The 19,484-nt window shown below is 69.5% G+C and carries 19 protein-coding genes; 12 read left to right on the top strand and 7 right to left on the bottom strand.

Annotated features, from left to right (window positions below):
- Positions 1 to 20: 20 nt before the first annotated feature.
- Positions 21 to 2,288 carry an ATP-dependent RecD-like DNA helicase gene (locus tag J7E91_RS22450; protein WP_214907632.1) on the top strand — a complete coding sequence of 756 codons (2,268 nt, stop codon included), beginning with the start codon at positions 21 to 23 and terminating at the stop codon, positions 2,286 to 2,288.
- Between the two features lie 139 nt (positions 2,289 to 2,427).
- A complete protein-coding gene (locus J7E91_RS22455; RefSeq protein WP_214907639.1) occupies positions 2,428 to 3,774 on the top strand; it encodes a citrate synthase in 1,347 nt (448 codons plus the stop codon).
- Positions 3,775 to 4,097: 323 nt separating this feature from the next.
- Here J7E91_RS22455 and J7E91_RS22460 read toward each other — a convergent pair whose 3' ends face one another.
- The 5 genes from J7E91_RS22460 to J7E91_RS22480 all read right to left on the bottom strand — a co-directional run bounded on the left by J7E91_RS22460 (position 4,098) and on the right by J7E91_RS22480 (position 8,927).
- Positions 4,098 to 6,410: a cation-translocating P-type ATPase gene (locus tag J7E91_RS22460; protein ID WP_214907641.1), complete on the bottom strand. Its 2,313-nt coding sequence runs from the start codon at positions 6,408 to 6,410 to the stop codon at positions 4,098 to 4,100.
- A gap of 101 nt (positions 6,411 to 6,511) precedes the next feature.
- On the bottom strand, positions 6,512 to 6,826 hold the full coding sequence (locus J7E91_RS22465; protein ID WP_214907644.1) for a heavy-metal-associated domain-containing protein: 315 nt from the start codon (positions 6,824 to 6,826) through the stop codon (positions 6,512 to 6,514).
- A gap of 242 nt (positions 6,827 to 7,068) precedes the next feature.
- A complete protein-coding gene (locus J7E91_RS22470; RefSeq protein ID WP_214907646.1) occupies positions 7,069 to 7,287 on the bottom strand; it encodes a hypothetical protein in 219 nt (72 codons plus the stop codon).
- 310 nt (positions 7,288 to 7,597) lie between these two features.
- The gene (locus J7E91_RS22475; protein ID WP_028811527.1) at positions 7,598 to 7,795 is read right to left on the bottom strand and encodes an AlpA family transcriptional regulator; all 198 of its coding nucleotides are present in this window, start codon (positions 7,793 to 7,795) and stop codon (positions 7,598 to 7,600) included.
- Positions 7,796 to 8,015: 220 nt separating this feature from the next.
- On the bottom strand, positions 8,016 to 8,927 hold the full coding sequence (locus J7E91_RS22480; RefSeq protein ID WP_214907648.1) for a sugar phosphate isomerase/epimerase: 912 nt from the start codon (positions 8,925 to 8,927) through the stop codon (positions 8,016 to 8,018).
- Between the two features lie 126 nt (positions 8,928 to 9,053).
- On the opposite strand from J7E91_RS22480, the gene iolC reads away from it, so the two are divergent.
- The 6 genes from iolC (at position 9,054) to J7E91_RS36170 (ending at position 15,679) form a co-directional block, all read left to right on the top strand.
- Positions 9,054 to 10,100: a 5-dehydro-2-deoxygluconokinase gene (gene iolC / locus J7E91_RS22485; protein ID WP_214907650.1), complete on the top strand. Its 1,047-nt coding sequence runs from the start codon at positions 9,054 to 9,056 to the stop codon at positions 10,098 to 10,100.
- Positions 10,097 to 10,999, top strand: coding sequence for a deoxyribose-phosphate aldolase (locus J7E91_RS22490; protein ID WP_308376907.1), 903 nt, complete (start codon positions 10,097 to 10,099; stop codon positions 10,997 to 10,999). The genes iolC and J7E91_RS22490 overlap by 4 nt, the downstream gene beginning before the upstream one ends.
- 9 nt (positions 11,000 to 11,008) lie before the next feature.
- Positions 11,009 to 11,923, top strand: coding sequence for a 5-deoxy-glucuronate isomerase (iolB, locus tag J7E91_RS22495; protein ID WP_214907652.1), 915 nt, complete (start codon positions 11,009 to 11,011; stop codon positions 11,921 to 11,923).
- On the top strand, positions 11,920 to 13,812 hold the full coding sequence (gene iolD / locus J7E91_RS22500; protein WP_214907654.1) for a 3D-(3,5/4)-trihydroxycyclohexane-1,2-dione acylhydrolase (decyclizing): 1,893 nt from the start codon (positions 11,920 to 11,922) through the stop codon (positions 13,810 to 13,812). Before iolB ends, iolD begins: the two co-directional genes overlap by 4 nt.
- Positions 13,813 to 13,843: 31 nt before the next feature.
- Positions 13,844 to 15,343: a CoA-acylating methylmalonate-semialdehyde dehydrogenase gene (locus tag J7E91_RS22505; protein ID WP_214907656.1), complete on the top strand. Its 1,500-nt coding sequence runs from the start codon at positions 13,844 to 13,846 to the stop codon at positions 15,341 to 15,343.
- Between the two features lie 114 nt (positions 15,344 to 15,457).
- Positions 15,458 to 15,679, top strand: coding sequence for an antitoxin VbhA family protein (locus J7E91_RS36170; RefSeq protein ID WP_214907658.1), 222 nt, complete (start codon positions 15,458 to 15,460; stop codon positions 15,677 to 15,679).
- Between the two features lie 18 nt (positions 15,680 to 15,697).
- On the opposite strand, the gene J7E91_RS22515 is transcribed toward J7E91_RS36170, so the two are convergent.
- Complete coding sequence (locus tag J7E91_RS22515) at positions 15,698 to 16,192, bottom strand: ATP-binding protein (RefSeq protein ID WP_251016095.1); 495 nt, start codon at positions 16,190 to 16,192, stop codon at positions 15,698 to 15,700.
- A 217-nt stretch (positions 16,193 to 16,409) separates the two neighbouring features.
- On the opposite strand from J7E91_RS22515, the gene J7E91_RS22520 reads away from it, so the two are divergent.
- The 4 genes from J7E91_RS22520 to J7E91_RS22535 all read left to right on the top strand — a co-directional run bounded on the left by J7E91_RS22520 (position 16,410) and on the right by J7E91_RS22535 (position 18,664).
- The gene (locus J7E91_RS22520; protein WP_308376909.1) at positions 16,410 to 17,300 is read left to right on the top strand and encodes a helix-turn-helix transcriptional regulator; all 891 of its coding nucleotides are present in this window, start codon (positions 16,410 to 16,412) and stop codon (positions 17,298 to 17,300) included.
- An 11-nt stretch (positions 17,301 to 17,311) separates the two neighbouring features.
- The gene (locus J7E91_RS22525; protein WP_214907660.1) at positions 17,312 to 17,503 is read left to right on the top strand and encodes a DUF397 domain-containing protein; all 192 of its coding nucleotides are present in this window, start codon (positions 17,312 to 17,314) and stop codon (positions 17,501 to 17,503) included.
- Positions 17,504 to 17,579: 76 nt separating this feature from the next.
- Entirely contained in the window at positions 17,580 to 18,068 is a 489-nt protein-coding gene (locus J7E91_RS22530; RefSeq protein WP_214907662.1) for a GNAT family N-acetyltransferase, read from the top strand.
- 8 nt (positions 18,069 to 18,076) lie between these two features.
- Entirely contained in the window at positions 18,077 to 18,664 is a 588-nt protein-coding gene (locus J7E91_RS22535) for a DUF4291 domain-containing protein (RefSeq protein WP_214907729.1), read from the top strand.
- Between the two features lie 39 nt (positions 18,665 to 18,703).
- Here the strand turns inward: J7E91_RS22535 and J7E91_RS22540 are convergent, their stop codons facing one another.
- Positions 18,704 to 19,483, bottom strand: a complete 780-nt coding sequence (locus J7E91_RS22540; protein WP_214907664.1) for a hypothetical protein — start codon at positions 19,481 to 19,483, stop codon at positions 18,704 to 18,706.
- Between the last annotated feature and the right edge of the window lies 1 nt (position 19,484).

The following is a 19,484-nucleotide window of genomic DNA, read 5'->3' on the forward strand; positions in this document are numbered from 1 at the left end:
CCCGGCGGTACCGTCGGGTCATGTCCAGTCCAGCAGCAGCGGTTCCGGCGGCTCTCGCAATACTCGAAGGCGTCCTGGAGCGGATCACCTACGCCAACGAGGAGAACGGCTACACGGTCGCCCGCGTCGACACGGGCCGTGGCGGCGATCTCCTCACCGTCGTGGGGTCACTGCTCGGCGCGCAGCCCGGCGAGTCGCTGCGCATGGAGGGACGCTGGGGCTCCCACGCGCAGTACGGCAGGCAGTTCACCGTCGAGAACTACACCACCGTGCTCCCCGCCACGATCCAGGGCATCCGCCGCTATCTCGGCTCCGGGCTGATCAAGGGCATCGGGCCGGTCATGGCGGACCGGATCACCACGCACTTCGGTGTCGACACCCTGGACGTGATCGAGTCCGAGCCGAAGCGGCTGATCGAGGTGCCGGGGCTCGGCCCGAAGCGGACGAAGATGATCGCGGCGGCCTGGGAGGAGCAGAAGGCCATCAAGGAGGTCATGATCTTCCTCCAGGGGGTGGGCGTCTCGACCTCCATCGCGGTGCGCATCTACAAGAAGTACGGCGACGCCTCCATCTCCATAGTGAAGAACGAGCCCTACCGTCTGGCCGCCGACGTCTGGGGCATCGGCTTCCTCACCGCCGACAAGATCGCTCAGTCCGTCGGCATCCCGCACGACAGCCCGGAGCGCGTCAAGGCAGGCCTCCAGTACGCGCTGTCGCAGTCCACGGACCAGGGCCACTGCTACCTCCCGGAGGAGCAGCTGATCAGCGACGCCGTGAAGCTGCTCCAGGTGGACACCGGCCTGGTCATCGACTGCCTGGCCGAACTGGCCGCGGACGAGGGCGTCGTACGGGAGAAGGTGCCGCCCGCGGAAGGCGGCGAGGGCTACCCCGTCACCGCCGTCTACCTCGTCCCCTTTCACCGGGCAGAGGTGTCCCTGGCCGCGCAGACCCAGCGCCTTCTGCGCGCCCCGGAGGACCGGATGCCGGCGTTCCGGGACGTGGCCTGGGACAAGGCGCTGGCCTGGCTCGCGGGCCGTACGGGGGCGGAGCTGGCGCCCGAGCAGCAGGCGGCCGTCAAGCTGGCGCTGACCGAGAAGGTCGCCGTGCTGACCGGCGGACCCGGCTGCGGCAAGTCGTTCACCGTCCGCTCCATCGTGGAGCTGGCCCGCGCCAAGAAGGCCAAGGTGGTACTGGCGGCCCCGACCGGCCGGGCGGCCAAGCGCCTGGCCGAGCTCACCGGGACCGAGGCGTCCACCGTGCACCGCCTCCTGGAGCTGAAGCCGGGCGGCGACGCGGCGTACGACAGGGACCGCCCCCTGGACGCCGACCTGGTCGTCGTCGACGAGGCGTCCATGCTCGACCTGCTGCTCGCCAACAAGCTGGTGAAGGCCGTGGCGCCGGGCGCGCACCTGCTCCTTGTCGGGGACGTCGACCAGTTGCCCTCGGTGGGCGCGGGGGAGGTGCTGCGCGACCTCCTCGCCGACGGCGGCCCGGTTCCCTCCGTCCGCCTGACCCGGATCTTCCGCCAGGCCCAGCAGTCGGGCGTCGTGACGAACGCGCACCGCATCAACTCCGGGGTCCACCCCCTCACTCAGGGCCTCCCGGACTTCTTCCTCTTCGCCGAGGAGGAGACCGAGGACGCCGGGCGGGTCACGGTCGACGTGGCCGCCCGCCGCATCCCCGCGAAGTTCGGTCTCGACCCGAGGCGCGACATCCAGGTGCTGGCCCCCATGCACCGCGGCCCGGCCGGCGCGGGCGCGCTCAACGGGCTGCTCCAGCAGGCGATCACGCCCGCCAGGCCGGACCTCCCGGAGAAAAGATTGGGCGGCCGGGTGTTCCGCGTCGGAGACAAGGTGACCCAGATTCGCAACAATTACGAGAAGGGACAGAACGGGGTTTTCAACGGCACCGTGGGCGTAGTGACCTCGCTCAGCCCGGACGACCAGCGCCTGACGGTGCTGACCGACGAGGACGAGGAGGTTTTGTACGACTTCGACGAGCTGGACGAGCTGGCGCACGCGTACGCCGTGACGATCCACCGCTCGCAGGGAAGCGAATATCCGGCGGTGGTGATCCCGGTCACCACCGGGGCCTGGATGATGCTGCAGCGCAATCTGCTCTACACGGCGGTCACCCGGGCCAAGAAGCTGGTCGTGCTCGTCGGCTCCCGCAAGGCGATCGGCCAGGCCGTTCGTACCGTTTCGGCAGGCAGGCGGTGTACGGCGCTGGATCACCGGCTCGCCGGGCGGATCGTGAGGAGCCCTTCCGTGGCGCAAACCGCCCCATAGAGGGACTGTTCATGGCAAACGTCTCGCTCGACTTCCAGAACCGGGGGTAAGGGGGCAGGATGAGCAGGTTGGCGGCACTGAGTGCCGCGAATGGGCCTAATGGCCGACCCCGAGTGCACTCTGCTGAGCCAAATGGGGGATGGTAGAGACAGTCAGGGCACCTCGAAGAAGAGGCACTACGTCGGTGAGGGATGACGTGAGCGACAACTCTGTAGTACTGCGGTACGGCGATGGCGAGTACACCTACCCGGTGATCGACAGCACCGTCGGTGACAAGGGCTTCGACATCGGGAAGCTCCGGGCTCATACCGGGCTGGTGACTCTCGACAGCGGATACGGCAACACGGCCGCCTACAAATCCGCGATCACCTACCTCGACGGTGAGCAGGGCATTCTGCGCTACCGCGGATATCCCATCGAGCAGCTGGCCGAGCGCTCCACCTTCGTCGAGGTGGCGTACCTGCTGATCAACGGTGAACTTCCCAAGGTCGACGAGCTCGCCGCCTTCCGGAACGAGATCACCCAGCACACGCTGCTGCACGAGGACGTGAAGCGGTTCTTCGACGGCTTCCCGCGTGACGCGCACCCGATGGCCATGCTGTCGTCGGTGGTCAGCGCGCTGTCGACGTTCTACCAGGACAGCCACAACCCGTTCGACGAGAAGCAGCGTCACCTTTCGACGATCCGCCTCCTCGCCAAGCTTCCGACCATCGCGGCGTACGCGTACAAGAAGTCGATCGGCCACCCCTTCGTCTACCCGAGCAACGACCTCGGGTACGTCGAGAACTTCCTGCGCATGACCTTCTCGGTCCCCGCGCAGGAGTACGTGCCGGACCCGGTCGTGGTCGCGGCGCTGGAGAAGCTGCTGATCCTGCACGCGGACCACGAGCAGAACTGCTCCACGTCCACCGTGCGTCTGGTCGGCTCCTCGCAGGCGAACATGTTCGCCTCGATCTCCGCCGGCATCAGCGCCCTGTGGGGCCCGCTGCACGGTGGCGCCAACCAGTCCGTCCTGGAGATGCTGGAGGGCATCCAGGCCGACGGCGGCGACGTCGACAACTTCATCCGCAAGGTGAAGAACAAGGAAGACGGCGTGAAGCTCATGGGCTTCGGGCACCGCGTCTACAAGAACTTCGACCCGCGGGCGAAGATCATCAAGGCTGCGGCGCACGACGTTCTCTCCGCCCTGGGCAAGGACGACGAGCTGCTCGACATCGCGCTCAAGCTCGAAGAGCACGCGCTGGCCGACGACTACTTCGTGGAGCGCAAGCTCTACCCGAACGTCGACTTCTACACCGGTCTGATCTACCGGGCCATGGGCTTCCCGACCGAGATGTTCACGGTGCTCTTCGCGCTGGGCCGTCTGCCGGGCTGGATCGCCCAGTGGCACGAGATGATCAAGGAGCCGGGTTCTCGCATCGGCCGCCCGCGCCAGATCTACACGGGCGAGGTCCTGCGCGACTTCGTTCCGGTCGAGAGCCGCTGACCCTCTCAGCCCTCGCACAGGCGCAGTGCAGAAAGCGCCCCGCCGCCGATCCCCCCACGGGTCGACGATGCGGGGCGCTTCCCTTTTCCCGGATCGGATTCCCCCCACGGGATCCGGCCGGGCGTCTGTTGGGTGCGCAAGCTCCACACGCGGTCTGCCGGGACGCGTACGTACGGGAGGGCCGCTCATAGCTCCCCGGTGCACGTGTCCCGGCCAACGCTTGCCCGGAACGTCCCCCAAGACAGTTCCGCGAACGTCCCCCAAGACGTTCTTGGCATCGCCCACTTAGACTCGCGAGCGGGCCGAATGGTTACCCACAAATCTCAGTGACGTGCCTCACTTTGTGTGTGTCCTGTGAAGGTACGCAGCCGCAGGCTGTTTGTCACTACGAACACCGAGGAAAACGCCATCGCAAATCCGGCGATCATGGGGTTGAGCAGCCCGGCGGCCGCCAGCGGCAGGGCCGCGACGTTGTAGCCGAAGGCCCAGCAGAGGTTGCCCTTGATGGTGCCCAGCGTCCGGCGCGACAGCAGGATCGCATCCGCCGCCACCCTCAGATCTCCACGTACGAGCGTCAGATCGCCCGCCTCGATCGCGGCGTCCGTACCCGTGCCCATCGCGAGCCCGAGATCGGCGGTGGCCAGGGCCGCCGCGTCGTTCACGCCGTCACCGACCATCGCCACGCTGCGCCCCTCGGCCTGCAACCGCCTCACGACGTCGGCCTTGTCCTGCGGCAGCACCTCGGCGTACACATCGCCCGGGTCGATCCCGACCGCACGTGCCACCGACTCGGCGACCGCCCGGTTGTCGCCGGTCAGCAGGACCGGGGTGAGGCCGAGCTCCCGCAGGCGCGCCACCGCCTCCGCGCTGGTCTCCTTCACCGCGTCCGCCACGGCCAGGACACCGCGCGCCGACCCGTCCCAGGCCACCGCCATCGCCGTACGCCCACGGGCCTCCGCCGCCTCCTTGGCGTCGGCCAGCTCGGGCGGCAGCTCCACGCCCGCTTCGGCGAGCAGCGCCGCACGCCCGACGAGCACCTCGTGCCCGTCGACCAGGCCGCGCACGCCGAGACCGGGGACGTTCTCGAATTTCTCCACCTCGGGGAGCGGTCCCGTCCGCTGGGCGGCGCCTGCCGCCACGGCCTGCGCGACCGGGTGCTCGGAGGCGTGCTCCAGCGCGCCGGCCAGGCGCAGCAGCAGTGACTGGTCGGTGCCGGGCGCCGTGACGACGTCCTGAAGCTCCATCCGGCCGGTCGTGACCGTCCCCGTCTTGTCCAGTACGACGGTGTCCACACGCCGGGTCGACTCCAGCACCTCGGGCCCCTTGATCAGGATGCCGAGCTGGGCGCCGCGCCCGGTGCCGACCATGAGCGCGGTGGGCGTGGCCAGGCCGAGCGCGCACGGGCAGGCGATGATCAGCACCGCCACGGCGGCGGTGAAGGAGGCTGTCGGGTCGTCCGTGACCAGCAGCCAGGTGACGAGCGTGCCCAGGGCGATCAGCAGCACGACCGGTACGAAGACCGCGGAGACGCGGTCGGCCAGGCGCTGCACCTGCGCCTTGCCGTTCTGCGCGTCCTCGACGAGGCGGGCCATCCGGGCGAGCTGGGTGTCGGCGCCGACGCTGGTGGCCTCGACGACGATCCGGCCCGAGGCGTTCACGGTGGCGCCCGTGACGGTGTCCCCGGCGGTCACGTCCACGGGCAGGGACTCGCCGGTCAGCATGGACGCGTCGACCGCGGAGGTGCCCTCGATGACCGTGCCGTCCGTGGCGATCTTCTCGCCGGGGCGTACGACGAAGTGGTCCCCGACGGTGAGGGCGTCCACGGGGATGCGTACCTCCGTACCGCCTCTGAGTACCGTCACGTCCTTTGAGCCGAGTTCCATCAGCGCCCGCAGCGCGGAGCCGGCCTTCCGCTTGGCCTTCGCCTCCAGGTAGCGGCCGAGGAGGATGAACGTGACGACTCCGGCGGCGACTTCGAGGTAGATCGTCGAGGCGCCGTCGGTGCGCTGCGTCGCGGTCAGCTCGAAGCCGTGGCGCATGCCGGGCATGCCCGCGTGCCCGAAGAACAGGGCCCACAGCGACCAGCCGAAGGCGGCGAGCGTGCCGACCGAGACGAGGGTGTCCATGGTGGCGGCGCCGTGCCGGATGTTGGTCCAGGTGGCCCGGTGGAACGGCAGCCCGCCCCAGACGACGACCGGCGCGGCGAGGGTCAGCGAAAGCCATTGCCAGTTGTCGAACTGGAGGAAGGGGACCATCGCGAGCACGACGACGGGGAGGGAAAGGGCGAGCGAGACCAGGAGGCGCTGCCGCAGCGAGACGAGCTGGGGGTCGTCGCCGTGCCGGCGCTCGGCCGCCGTGTCCTGCGTCGGCGGGGCGGCGGCGGGCGGTGCGGGGCGCTCGGCGGTGTAGCCGGTCTTCTCGACGGTGGCGATGAGGTCCGCGACGGCCACCCCGTCGACGTAACTGACCTTGGCCTTCGCCGTGGCGTAGTTGACGGTGGCGTAGACGCCGTCCATCCGGTTGAGCTTCTTCTCGATGCGGGCGGCGCAGGAGGCGCAGGTCATGCCGCCGATGGAGAGCTCGACCTGGGAGGTGTCCACGGTCGGCGCCGGTGCCTCTTGCGCTGTGCTGGTCATGTGCTCGCTCCAGGGAAACAGGCTGGGCCGTACGGGAGCCAGTATGAACTGGTCCGGTACGGCCCGGCCGAAGAAGGTGATACGGGTGGTTCGGGCGGGCCTCAGACCTGGCCGACGAGTTCGTAACCGGCCTCGTCGACGGCGGCGCGTACGGCCTCCACGTCCAGCGGCGCCTCGGAGACGACCGTCACCTGCCCGGTGGAGGCCACCGCCTTCACCGAAGTGACACCGGGGATCTCCGAGACCTCGCCGGCGACGGCGCCCTCGCAGTGGCCGCAGGTCATCCCGCTCACCTGGTAGACAGTGGTGAGGGCGCCCACCTGGACCACGGCCGACGTGTCGTGGCAGGAGCCGGACGGCGAGCAGCAGGAGCCGGTCGCGGGGGCCTCGGTCTTCGTCTCGGTCTCGGCGGTCATGTCGGTTCTCCCTCTCGAAGGCTTACGCAGTCGTGGTGCTCCAGAAAGCCACGGGGATGCCGTGACTGTCTGACGCTGCCCAGACTATACCCCTAGGGGGTATGAATGCCACTCCTTCCCCCGGCGTTTCAGCGACTCGTCCAATAAACGCGCAGGACCCCGGAGCTGGAAGCTCCGGGGTCCTGGCAGACCTACTGGTATTTCGTCGCACCAGAGGGTCGAGTAACGCTTCCGCGTCGCTCTCAGATGCAGTTGGTCTGCACCGAGACGAGGCCGGTGACCTGCGAAAGGGGAAGGGAGGCCACGACGGAACCGGCGGCACCGGCGACGTCGCCGACGCTCGCGGAGGCGGCGTGACCGGAGACGTCGGCGCTGGCGCTGGCCATACCACCGGAGATGCTGTCCAGCGCGCTGTCGGAAAGCTCGCTGGTCTCGACCTCGGAGGTGAAGTGATTGCGCATTACTCGCCCTTTCATTAAATGCGATGGGGTTCCCGAAGTGGATGCAATCACGCCCGCGGGCCGCCCGGCAACTCACTCCCAGGTCTCCTTATGGTGCACACTTCGTCACCACAACATCCCCCTGACGTGCACTTTTGCCCTCACGAAATAGCCTGCTAATGACTGGCGTGGCATATCAGCAATGGGATGGCGTGAGATGTCTGGATCTTGCGTGTATCAATGCACAGGTGAAGTGAAAACGGCATTTAGCGGCTGAATCGGCCGAGCGCGGCGTCGGTCTCCAAGCGCCTGGAGACCGACGCCGCGCGTCTCATTCCCTGCGGCCTCGGTTGCCCGGGCGGCGTGACACCCAGGTGCGGATGGTGTCCGCGTACCAGTACGGCTTGCCGCTCTCCACGTGGTCGGGCGCGGGAAGCAGTCCGTGCTTGCGATAGGAGCGCACGGTGTCCGGCTGGACCCGGATGTGCGCGGCGATCTCCTTGTACGACCAGAGTCTTCGGTCAGTCATCTGTGGCACCTCCCTGCGCGCACCTCAGCGGCGGCCGGGGGGCCGTCGGGGGGGCTGGGGTGCGAACGCTGGCGATCACTCAGCCTGTGCTCGTTGAACGACGCAGGGTGATGTTCGGGGAGGGGCTGTCGTATGCCTGTGACGGAAGACCCGCGTAACGGAGACATGTGTGACAGGAGTTCAATGAATGTGACGTTTGCGGTCGGGGGGTCGCGGGCTACTAGGCGCCGCAGGAGCGCAGGAAGTGGCGCGTGCGCCGGGCGATCGGCAGCGGCTTGTCCGGCGGGCACGGGTACATGTCCTGCTCGACGATCGCGAACAGGTCGACGTCCAGCCGCCCGGCCGCCGCCAGTACGGGCTCCAGCGCCGGCACCCCGGCGGGCGGTTCGCACATCACGCCGCGCCCCACGGCGGGCCCGAACGGCACCTCGTTCGCGACGACTTCGGCGAGGATCTCCGGGTCCACCTGCTTGAGGTGGAGGTAGCCGATCCGCTCCCCGTACGTCTCGATGAGCTTGACGCTGTCCCCGCCGCAGTACGCGTAGTGACCGGTGTCCAGGCAGAGCGACACCAGCGCGGAGTCGGTCGCGTCCAGGAAGCGGGTGACGTTCTCCTCGCTGTCGATGTGGGTGTCCGCGTGCGGGTGGACGACGATCTTCAGCCCGTACCGCTCACGCACCTCGCGCCCGAGCCGCTCGGTCTGCCGGGCGAGCGTCCGCCACTGAGCGGGCGTCAGCGTGCGCTCCTCCAGCACCTCGCCGGTCTTGTCGTCCCGCCAGAACGACGGGATCACGACCAGGTGCTCCGCGCCCATGGCTCTGGTCAGCTCGGCGACGTCCGCGACGTGCCGCCAGGTGGCGTCCCAGACCTCCGGCCCCCGGTGCAGTCCGGTGAAGACCGTGCCCGCCGAGACGGACAGTTCGCGGCGGCGGGTCTCGTCGGCGAGGCGGGCGGGATCGGTCGGGAGATAGCCGTACGGGCCGAGCTCGATCCAGCGGTAACCGGCCTCGGCGACCTCGTCGAGGAACCGTTCCCAGGGCACCTGCCGTGGGTCGTCGGGGAACCACACTCCCCAGGAATCGGGGGCGGAACCGACCCGGATGCGGTTCGGTGCGGGTGATGGAGAGGTCATGGGCGCCAGCCTTCCGGCCGTCCGCGAAAGGTGTCAAGGGTTCGTCCGAATGTAAGGACAAACCGTTGACAGCATGCGCCGACGCCCACTAGACCTGGGTGCAGTCGCCGGACCGGAGGGACGCGCATGCTGCCCAATTCGTACGAGCCGTACGACCTGATCACGATGGGCCGGATCGGAGTCGACCTCTATCCACTGCGGGCCGGTGTCCCGCTGGCGCGGGTCGACGCGTTCGGCAAGTTCCTCGGTGGCTCCGCCGCGAACGTGGCGGTCGCGGCGGCCAGACTGGGCCGGCGCACGGCCGTCATCACCCGCACCGGGAGCGACCCCTTCGGTGACTACCTCCACGAGGCACTCAGGGAGTTCGGGGTCGACGACCGCTGGGTGACCGGGGTCGCCGACCTGCCGACGCCGGTGACGTTCTGCGAGATCTTCCCGCCGGACGACTTCCCGCTCTACTTCTACCGGCAGCCGAAGGCGCCGGACCTGGAGCTGCGGGCCCAGGAGCTGGACCTGGACGCGATCCGTTCGGCGCGGATCTTCTGGATGACGGGCACGGGCCTGTGCGAGGAGCCGAGCCGCTCGGCGACGCTCGCGGCGCTGGAGGCGCGGGGCCCGCGGGGGGCGGGTGGCGCGACGGTCTTCGACCTCGACTGGCGGCCCATGTTCTGGAAGAACGCAGCCTGGAAGAACGCAGCCTGGAAGAACGCAGCCTCGAAGAACGCGGACCCCGGCGAGGCCCGCTCGTACTACGCCGAGGCCCTTCGCCACGCCACCGTCGCTGTCGGCAACCTGGACGAGTGCGAAGTCGCCACCAGTGAGCGCGAACCGTACGCCGCCGCCCGCGCCCTCCTCGCCGCCGGTGTCGAACTCGCCGTCGTCAAGCAGGGACCCAAGGGCGTGCTGGCCATCCACCGCGACGGTACGACGGCCGAAGCCGCGCCCGTACCCGTCGAGGTACTCAACGGTCTCGGCGCCGGCGACGCCTTCGGCGGGGCCCTGTGCCACGGGCTCCTCGCCGGCTGGGACCTTGAGCAGACCATGCGGTACGCCAACGCCGCCGGCGCCATCGTCGCCTCCCGCCTCGCCTGCTCCTCCGCCATGCCCCGCCCGGCCGAGATCGAACACGTCCTCGCGGGCGGCCCGGTCCCCGCGCAGGAGCCCACGTCGTGACCACCGGCCTGCGCATCTCGGACCTCGTACGGGTACGGACCCACCACCCCGAAGCGATCGCCGAGGCCGCCGCCCGCCGCCCCCGCAGACCCCTGATCGGCCCGAGCGGGCGGCTCATGATCATCGCTGCCGACCACCCGGCCCGCGGCGCCCTCGGCGTCGGCGACCACGAACTCGCCATGGCCGACCGCCCCGACCTGCTGGAGCGGCTCTGCCTCGCCCTCTCCCGCCCCGGCGTCGACGGCGTGCTGGCCGCCGCCGACATCCTCGACGACCTGCTCCTCCTCGGCGCCCTCGACGACAAGGTCGTCATCGGCTCCATGAACCGCGGCGGCCTGTCCGGCGCCGCGTTCGAACTCGACGACCGCTTCACCGGCCCCCGCGCCCAGGACCTGGAGCGCCGCGGCTTCGACGCGGGCAAGCTGCTCCTGCGGATCGACTACGACGACGCCGGATCGCTGGACACCCTCCACGCCACCGCCCGCACCATCGACGCGATGGCCGAACGGCGGCTGCCGGTCTTCGTCGAGCCGTTCATCTCCCGCCGCGTGGACGGGAAAGTCCACAACGACCTGAGCGCCGGAGCCGTCACCCGTTCCATCGCCATCGCCTCCGGCCTCGCCGGCACCTCGGCGTACACCTGGCTGAAGGTCCCCGTGACGGAGAACCCCGACGACATGGCGCGGGTCATGGAGACCTCGACGCTGCCCGCCGTGCTGCTGGGCGGCGAGGTCGGCGCCGACCAGGACGCGGCGTACGAGAGGTGGCGCAAGGCGCTCCGGCTGCCGACCGTCCAGGGTCTTGTCGTCGGCCGGTCGCTGCTCTATCCGGCCGACGGGGACGTGGCGGGCGCGGTCGACACGGCCGTGGGACTGCTGCGGCGCAAGGCCGAGGGGTAGGGAGAAGGCATGACGGACAACGACAGGCACGTACTCCGGGCGGGAGCCGCCGCGCAGGGTCCGTACGCCCTGGACATCGACCCGAAGCGGGCCGGCTGGAGCCATTCGAGCCTGCGCGTGCTGGAGCTGCCGCCCGGCGGCTCGCACCCGCTCGCCGCCAGAGACAGCGAGTGGATCGTGCTGCCACTCAGCGGTGGTTGTACGGTGCACGTGGAAGGCGAAGCCGAGGGCTTTGAACTGCTGGGCAGGGAAAGCGCGTTCAAGTCGGTGACCGACTTCGCCTACGTGCCCCGTGACGCCCACGCCCAGATCACCTCCGGCGCGGGAGGCCGCTTCGCTTTGGCAGGAGCGAGGTGCGAGCGACGACTCCCCGCCCGCTACGGCCCCGCGCCGGAGGTACCCGTCGAACTGCGCGGCACCGGCAACTGCTCGCGCCAGGTCAACAACTTCGCGGCGGCGAGCGCCTTCGCGTGCGACCGGCTCATCGCCGTCGAAGTCCTGACCCCCGGCGGGAACTGGTCCTCGTACCCGCCCCACAAGCACGACGAGTACCACCCGGGCGTCGAGTCCGAGCTCGAAGAGATCTACTACTTCGAGGTCGACGGAGACGGCGACGGACCCGGCCGTGCCAGTGGCCTCGGCTATCACCGCGTCTCGCCGTCCCGCCCCGGAGGTACGGACATCCTCGCCGAGGTCCGCACCGGCGACGCCGTCCTCATCCCCGACGGCTGGCACGGCCCCTCCATCGCCGCGCCCGGCCACACCCTCTACTACCTCAATGTGATGGCGGGCCCAGGGTCCGGGGAGGAACGGGAGTGGCTGATCCGCGACCACCCCGACCACGGCTGGATCCGCGACACCTGGCCTTCGCAGCCCGTCGACCCCCGACTGCCGTTGTACGGACCCCAGGAGCAGGAGCGATGAGCACCAGCCGCCCGACCACCCGCCGCCTCACCACCGCCCAGGCCCTGGTCGCCTTCCTCGCCCGCCAGTACACCGAGCGCGACGGCGCCCGCCACCGCCTGATCGCCGGCACCTGGGGCATCTTCGGCCACGGCAACGTCGCCGGCATCGGCCAGGCGCTCCTCGAACCCGGCTCGGACGACATGCCCTACTACCAGGGCCGCAACGAGCAGGCCATGGTGCACGCCGCGGTCGGCTACGCCCGTCAGTCCAACCGCCTCTCCGCGCACGCCGTCACCACCTCCATCGGCCCCGGCGCCACCAACCTCGTCACGGGCGCCGCCCTCGCGACGATCAACCACCTGCCCGTCCTCCTCCTCCCCGGCGACACCTTCGCGACCCGCCCCGCCGACCCCGTACTCCAGCAGCTCGAAGTCCCGTACGCCGGTGACGTTTCCGTCAACGACTGCCTGCGTCCGGTGTCCCGGTACTTCGACCGGGTCACCCGTCCCGAGGCCCTCATCCCCGCCGCGCTCGCCGCCGTGCGGGTCCTGGCCGACCCGGCGCAGACCGGCGCCGTAACCCTCGCGCTGCCGCAGGACGTGCAGGCACAGGCGTACGACTGGCCGGAGGAGTTCTTCGCCGAGCGCGTCTGGCGGGTACGGGCCCAAGAGCCGGACCGGCGCGAGCTCCACGCGGCGGTGGAGGCGTTCCGCGCAGCCCGCCGCCCCCTGCTGATCGCGGGCGGCGGTGTCCACCACAGCGGAGCCGAGCAGGCCCTGGAGGCCTTCGCCGAGGCGACCGGCACCCCCGTCGCCTCCACCCAGGCGGGCAAGGGCTCACTGCCGTACGACCACCCCTCGGACGTCGGCGGCATCGGCCACACGGGCACCGCCACCGCCGACGAACTCGCCCGCACCGCAGACCTGGTGATCGGCGTCGGCACCCGCTACTCCGACTTCACCACCGCCTCCGCCACCCTCTTCCAGAACCCGGACGTCCGCTTCGTCAACCTCAACATCACCGGGTTCGACGCCCACAAGATGGGCGCGCAACAGGTCGTCGGTGACGCCCGCGTCGCACTCCAGTCCTTCAAGCACGCCCTGGACGGCCACCGCGTCCCCGATGCCTACGTCGCCGAATACCGCGCGGCCAAGGCCCGCTGGGAGTACCGCGTCACCGCCGCCTACGCCGCGCCCGACGGGGACGCACGGCCGACCCAGGTCCAGGTGCTCGGCGTACTCGACAGCCTCGTGACCCACGACGACATCCTCATCAACGCGGCCGGCTCCCTCCCCGGCGACCTGCACAAACTCTGGCGGTGCCGCGCCCGCGACCAGTACCACGTCGAATACGGCTACTCCTGCATGGGCTACGAGATCCCCGCCGCCATCGGCGTGCAGCTCGCCGCCCCCGGCCGCCCGGTGTGGGCACTGGTCGGCGACGGTACGTACCTGATGAATCCGACCGAAATCGTCACCGCCGTGCAGGAGCGCCTCCCCATCAAGGTCGTCATCCTCCAGAACCACGGTTACGCCTCCATCGGCGGCCTCTCCGAGTCCGTCGGCGCCGAGCGTTTCGGTACGGAGTACCGCTTCCGGGCGCCCGACGGCTCGTACACCGGCGCGCCGCTCCCGGTGGACCTGGCCGCGAACGCCGCGTCCCTCGGGATGCGGGTCCTGCGCGCCGAGACCGTGCGTGACCTGCGGGAAGCCCTTGCGGATGCGCGCCGGTCCGACCGCCCCACATGTGTCTACGTCGAGACGCGAACGCCCGACACAGTGTCGGGCGCGCCCGCCGCCCAGGCGTGGTGGGATGTTCCCGTGGCCGAGACCGCGACCCGCCCGTCGACGGTCAAGGCCCGGGAGGAGTACGACCGTCAAGCCGCTGCGCGACGCCGCCATCTCTGACCGCCCCCGCTGCACTACAAGGAGTACTGGGATGAAGACCGTCAACCACTTCATCGGCGGCAAGACCGTCGAGGGCGCGTCGGGCAACTGGGGCCCGGTGACCGACCCGGCCACGGGTGAAGTGACCACGCAGGTCGCGCTCGCCTCGGTCGAGGAGGTCGACGCCGCCGTCGCGTCGGCGAAGGCCGCGTACGCGACGTGGGGCACCTCCTCCCTCGCCGCGCGCACCGCGGTCCTCTTCCGCTACCGCGCGCTGCTGGACGCCCACCGCGACGAGATCGCGGCGCTGATCACCGCCGAGCACGGCAAGGTCCACTCGGACGCGCTGGGCGAGGTCGCCCGCGGTCTGGAGATCGTCGAGCTGGCGTGCGGCATCACGACGCAGCTCAAGGGCGAACTGTCCACGCAGGTGTCGAACCGTGTGGACGTCTCCTCGATCCGCCAGCCGCTCGGTGTAGTGGCCGGCATTACCCCCTTCAACTTCCCGGCCATGGTGCCGATGTGGATGTTCCCGCTGGCCATCGCGTGCGGCAACACGTTCGTACTGAAGCCGAGCGAGAAGGACCCGTCCGCGTCGGTGCGGCTGGCTGAGCTGGCGTCGGAGGCCGGGCTGCCCGACGGCGTACTGAACGTCCTGCACGGCGACAAGGTCGCGGTCGACGGCCTCATCAACCACCCGGACGTCGCGGCGGTCTCCTTCGTCGGCTCGACCCCGATCGCCCGCTACATCCACCAGACCGCCTCCGCCAACGGCAAGCGCGTCCAGGCGCTCGGCGGCGCGAAGAACCACATGCTGGTCCTGCCGGACGCCGACCTGGACGCGGCGGCCGACGCCGCCGTCTCTGCGGCGTACGGCTCGGCGGGCGAGCGCTGCATGGCGATCTCGGCGGTGGTGGCGGTGGGCGCGATCGGCGACGAGCTGGTCGACAAGATCCGCGAGCGCGCCGAGAAGATCAAGATCGGCCCCGGCGACGACCCCACCTCCGAGATGGGCCCGCTGATCACCGCCGCCCACCGAGACAAGGTCGCCTCGTACGTCACGGGCGCGGCCGCGCAGGGAGCGAAGGTGGTCCTGGACGGCACGGGCCACACGGTCGAGGGCTTCGAGAACGGCCACTGGATCGGCCTGTCCCTCCTCGACGAGGTCTCCACGGACTCCGACGCCTACCGCGACGAGATCTTCGGCCCGGTCCTCTGCGTCCTCCGTGTCGACACGTACGAAGAGGGCGTGGCCCTCATGAACGCGTCGCCCTTCGGCAACGGCACCGCGATCTTCACCCGCGACGGCGGCGCGGCGCGGCGCTTCCAGCTGGAGATCGAGGCCGGCATGGTCGGCGTCAACGTACCGATCCCGGTGCCGGTCGGCTACCACTCCTTCGGTGGCTGGAAGGACTCGCTCTTCGGCGACCACCACATCTACGGCAACGACGGCATCCACTTCTACACCCGCGGCAAGGTCACCACGACCCGCTGGCCGGACCCGGCGGACGCCCCGGCAGGCGTCGACCTGGGCTTCCCGCGCAACCACTGATCCCCCGGATCACGCTTGGGCCCGTACGGACGCTGATTCCGTACGGGCCTTCCGGCGCCCCGCCCGCCTTCCGGCGCCCCGCCCGCCTTCGGGAGCTCCGATAGATTTCGGTACGTGAAGCGGCATGAGGCGTACGAGGAGCTGCAGGGTCGTACCTTGCGGCGTGCGGTGGTCGAATCCGCCACTGCTTCCCTGGTGATGGAGGGCCTCCGCGGCTCTGCCGAATCGGACCGTGACGCAGAGGCTTACGTCGATGGTGAACTGAGCGCCGAAGAGGCGGTTGCCAGGGCAGTGGCACGCTACGCAAGTTCGACTGAGCGGCGCGCCGTTCCCTGACGCCTGTTCGCAGCGCTGTCAGTACGGCGTCCGGCACCGGGGCCGGCGGGTGATTTCCGCGACCAGTCCATTTCCACGCGTGCGCAGCTCGAACCACACGCCTTTGCCGGCCACCCCGCCGAGCCCGAGTGGCGCTCCGGGCGCGGCGCCCCACCGCCCGTCGGTGAGCACGTCGACCATCCAGAGGCCGCGGCCGCCTTCGCCGTCGGCATCCAGGTCCTTCATGACGGGAAGCTCTTGAGTGCCGTCGTAGACGGTGATGCGGATGTGGGCGGCCTCGATGGCCAGCCAGAGGAGGGAGCCGATGCCCTTGGCGTGGACGCAGGCGTTGGTGACGAGCTCGGAGGTGCACATGGCGGCGGCGTCGATGAGGTCGTCGAGCTGCTGGGAGTGGAGAACGGAGGCGACGAAGTCGCGGGCTATGCGGGGCGTGGTGTCCAGGGAAGGGCAGAAGAGCGTGTACGAGTGGGGGACGCCGCGGCCGTCGGGGGGCCAGGTGGGGGTTTCGGGCATGAGCCAGCAACTCCTATGGGGGTGAAGGATGTTGCCAGTCAGTGGCATTGCCCGGCCGTCCGGGTGCTCTTCCAACTGGCTTGGGCACAGCGAAGTTGAGGCAGCGTTAACCACCGCAACCAAGCGTGTTGGATGCGCAACCGACGGTAGTGGACAACATTGCTACGTAGCAATGTTGTCCGGCAAAGTTCCCCCTCTCGTTGTGGACCGTGGCAGGGTGAGCCGCGACACTCGACTGAGAGACGAGGGAAGGCCCATGCCGCCGAGGAGTAACCCCACGGCGCGCCAAGAGCGCCTGGGTGCAGAGCTGCGCAAGATGCGCGAGGCCGCGAATGTGACGGCACGCGAGGCTGCCGCGTTGCTGGGTTCGGGCGCGACTCAGGTGAGTCATCTTGAAGCGGGCCGCTTCGGTGCGAGCGAGGAGCGGATTCGACGACTGGCCGCGCACTATGCGTGCGGGGACAACCGGCTCGTCGACGAACTGGTGGCGATGGCGAACGATCGAGGGCAGGGCTGGTGGGAGGAGTACCGGGGAGTTCTCCCGCCCCGCTCCCTGGATCTGGCGGAACTGGAGAACAGCGCCCACTACCTGCGTCAGGTCGAGGTCATCCACATCCCCGGACTGCTCCAACTGGAGAGCTATATGCGGGCGATGTTTGCGTACGGCGTGCCGGAACTGCCCGCCACCGAACTGGAACCGAGGATCGCGTACCGGTTGCGTAGGCAGGAGGTCCTCACCGGCTCACGCTCCGTTCCGTTCGACGCGGTCGTCCATGAAGCGGCCCTACGGATCAAGGTGGGCAGCACCAAAGTCGGCCGCGCCCAGCTCGAACACCTTCTGGAGCTCTCGGAGATGGGCAACCTGACGCTGCGCGTGATCCCCTTCGACGTCGAAGGATTCGCGGGCTCCGGGTATTCGATGTTGTACGCAGGCGGCCCCGTACCCCAATTGGACACGGTGCAGCTGGACACTGCCCACGGCAGCATCTTCCTCGACGCGGCTCCCCAGCTTCAGAAGTACCGTTCGCTGTACAAGAAGATCGAAGCTGCGGCCCTGTCCGCCGCCGCGTCGCGAGACTTCATCCACCGCATCGCGCAAGACATGTGAAAGGCGGAGCCGTGCCCTCAACGACGACCGACTGGCAGAAGTCCTCGTTCTCCGGAACGGGCGACGACAACAATTGCGTGGAGATAGCCGCTTCCGGTGCGGACGTGCATCTCCGGGAGAGCGACGAACCGTCCGCGGTCCTCACGACCGTCCCCGCCGGCCTGCGGTCCCTCATCGCCGCCATCAAGACTGGCGCAGCCTGACCCGACGAAATGCCCAGCCAGGCGCTCCGGCGAAAAGTGCTGGCAGTCGCGTGGCAGGTACCGGCATGCTGGCCGCATGTTGATCAGGGAAGCCACCCCCGAGGACTGGCCTGCCATCTGGCCGTTCTTCCACGAGATCGTCGCCGCGGGCGAGACGCTCACGTACCCGCTCCACCTCGGCAGGGACGACGCCCGCGAGTTGTGGTTCCCGTCCGCTCCGAACCGTACGGTCGTCGCGGTCGACGATGCCGGTACGGTCCTCGGCACGGCGAAGATGAACCAGAACCACATGGGCAACGGCTCCCACATCGCCAGCGCCACCTACATGGTCGACCCGAAGCACTCGGGGCGGGGCGTGGGGCGGGCGCTGTGTGAGTACAGCGTGGCGTGGGCACGGGAGGCGGGGTTCCGGGCGATGCAGTTCAACGCGGTCGTGGAGACCAACGTCCATGCGGTGAACTTGTACAAGTCGATCGGCTTCGAGGTGATCGGGACGATTCCTGAGGGGTTCAAGCACCGCACCCAGGGCTATGTCGGCCTGCACATCATGCACATGGCCCTCTGATGCGCGAGATGCGGGAGATCCGCGCGCTGCACACGGAGACGACCATCACCGTCTACCAGGCGTACGCGCCGGCAATCGGCGTCCCGGCCGCCCGCGAAGGCCGGTTCCCCGCTACCTGGAAGCGGGAGCGGATGACGTGGATCAAGCCGTCGTTCCTGTGGATGATGTACCGCTGCGGCTGGGGCACGAAGCAGGACCAGGAGACCGTCCTCGCCATCGAGATCACCCGCGCCGGCTTCGACTGGGCGCTGCGCAACGCCTGCCTGTCGCACTACGCACCCGGCGTCCACGCCGACCAGGCGGCCTGGAAGCGCGAGTTGAGGCAGGCGCCGGCCCGTGTTCAGTGGGACCCGGAGCGCGACATACACCTCAATCCGCTTCCGTACCGCTCACTTCAGCTGGGACTCGCGGGGGAGGCGGCGGGGCGGTACGCCGACGAGTGGACGGTGTCCATCACCGACGTCACGCCGCTCGCCCACGAGGTCCACGCCCTGGTGAGGGCGGGAGACCCGGACGCCGCCGCGCGGCTCCTCCCGCAGGAGCGGGTCTATCCGGCGGTGGCGGAACTGCTCGCTCCGCTGGGCGGCGCGGCGTGAGAGCCGGCGTCCAGGGGAGCGGACCGCAGAGTTGAGGCGTCAGCGTACGTCGACGTAGTCGCCCGCTGCCACGACCGCCGGTGTGGTGGACGTGCCGGCGAAGTTCCAGCGCCAGTAGCCGTCGGAGGCGGCCGTGACGGTGGTCTTGAGGTTGCCCGTCGAGTCGCTCGTCAACGTCTTGACGGTCGTGTACGTGTTGCTGCCCGCCGGGCGGAACTGGAGTCGTACGGACTGGTTGGTGTAGCCCGCGTAGATGTACCGGTCCCAGTTGGCGCGGGCCAGTTTGCCCGTGACCGTGATCGTCTTGCCCTTGGTGACCGGCTCCGGCGAGGCGTTGACGCTGAGCGTGGAGCGCCGCTGCACGGGGTGGGTGCCGTAGGTCTCCCCGTAGTAGTCGCCGTCCTTGGCCGTGAGCTGGACGTCCACGTTCCACGGCCCCGCGAGGGTGTTTCGCGGCAGGTCGATGTCACTTTCGAGCCGGACGGTCAGCTTGCAGGTCGAGGTGGTGGCGCTGGAAGCGGTGCACGTCGGCGTGCCGTGGTACGTCCAGTAGTCGTCCCCCACTTCGCGGTCGATGCCGAAGAACCTGTGGCCGTTGGGGTTGATCCCCGAGTCGTCCGAGGCGGTCACCGAGATGGTGAACGACTCCGTCCGCGACGTGCCGAAGACGATGGCCTTGCCACCGTTCACGGAGACCTTCTTGATCTCCACACCGGTCTCCGCCGCGTACGCCGCCGGAGCGGTGGCGGTGGCGGTGAGAGCGGAGCCGGAAAGTACCAAGGCGCCGGCGAGAAGGGCGCCTGTGGATGCTACGCGCATG

Source organism: Streptomyces sp. ISL-99 (assembly GCF_018614005.1).
Taxonomy (GTDB): domain Bacteria; phylum Actinomycetota; class Actinomycetes; order Streptomycetales; family Streptomycetaceae; genus Streptomyces; species Streptomyces flavidovirens.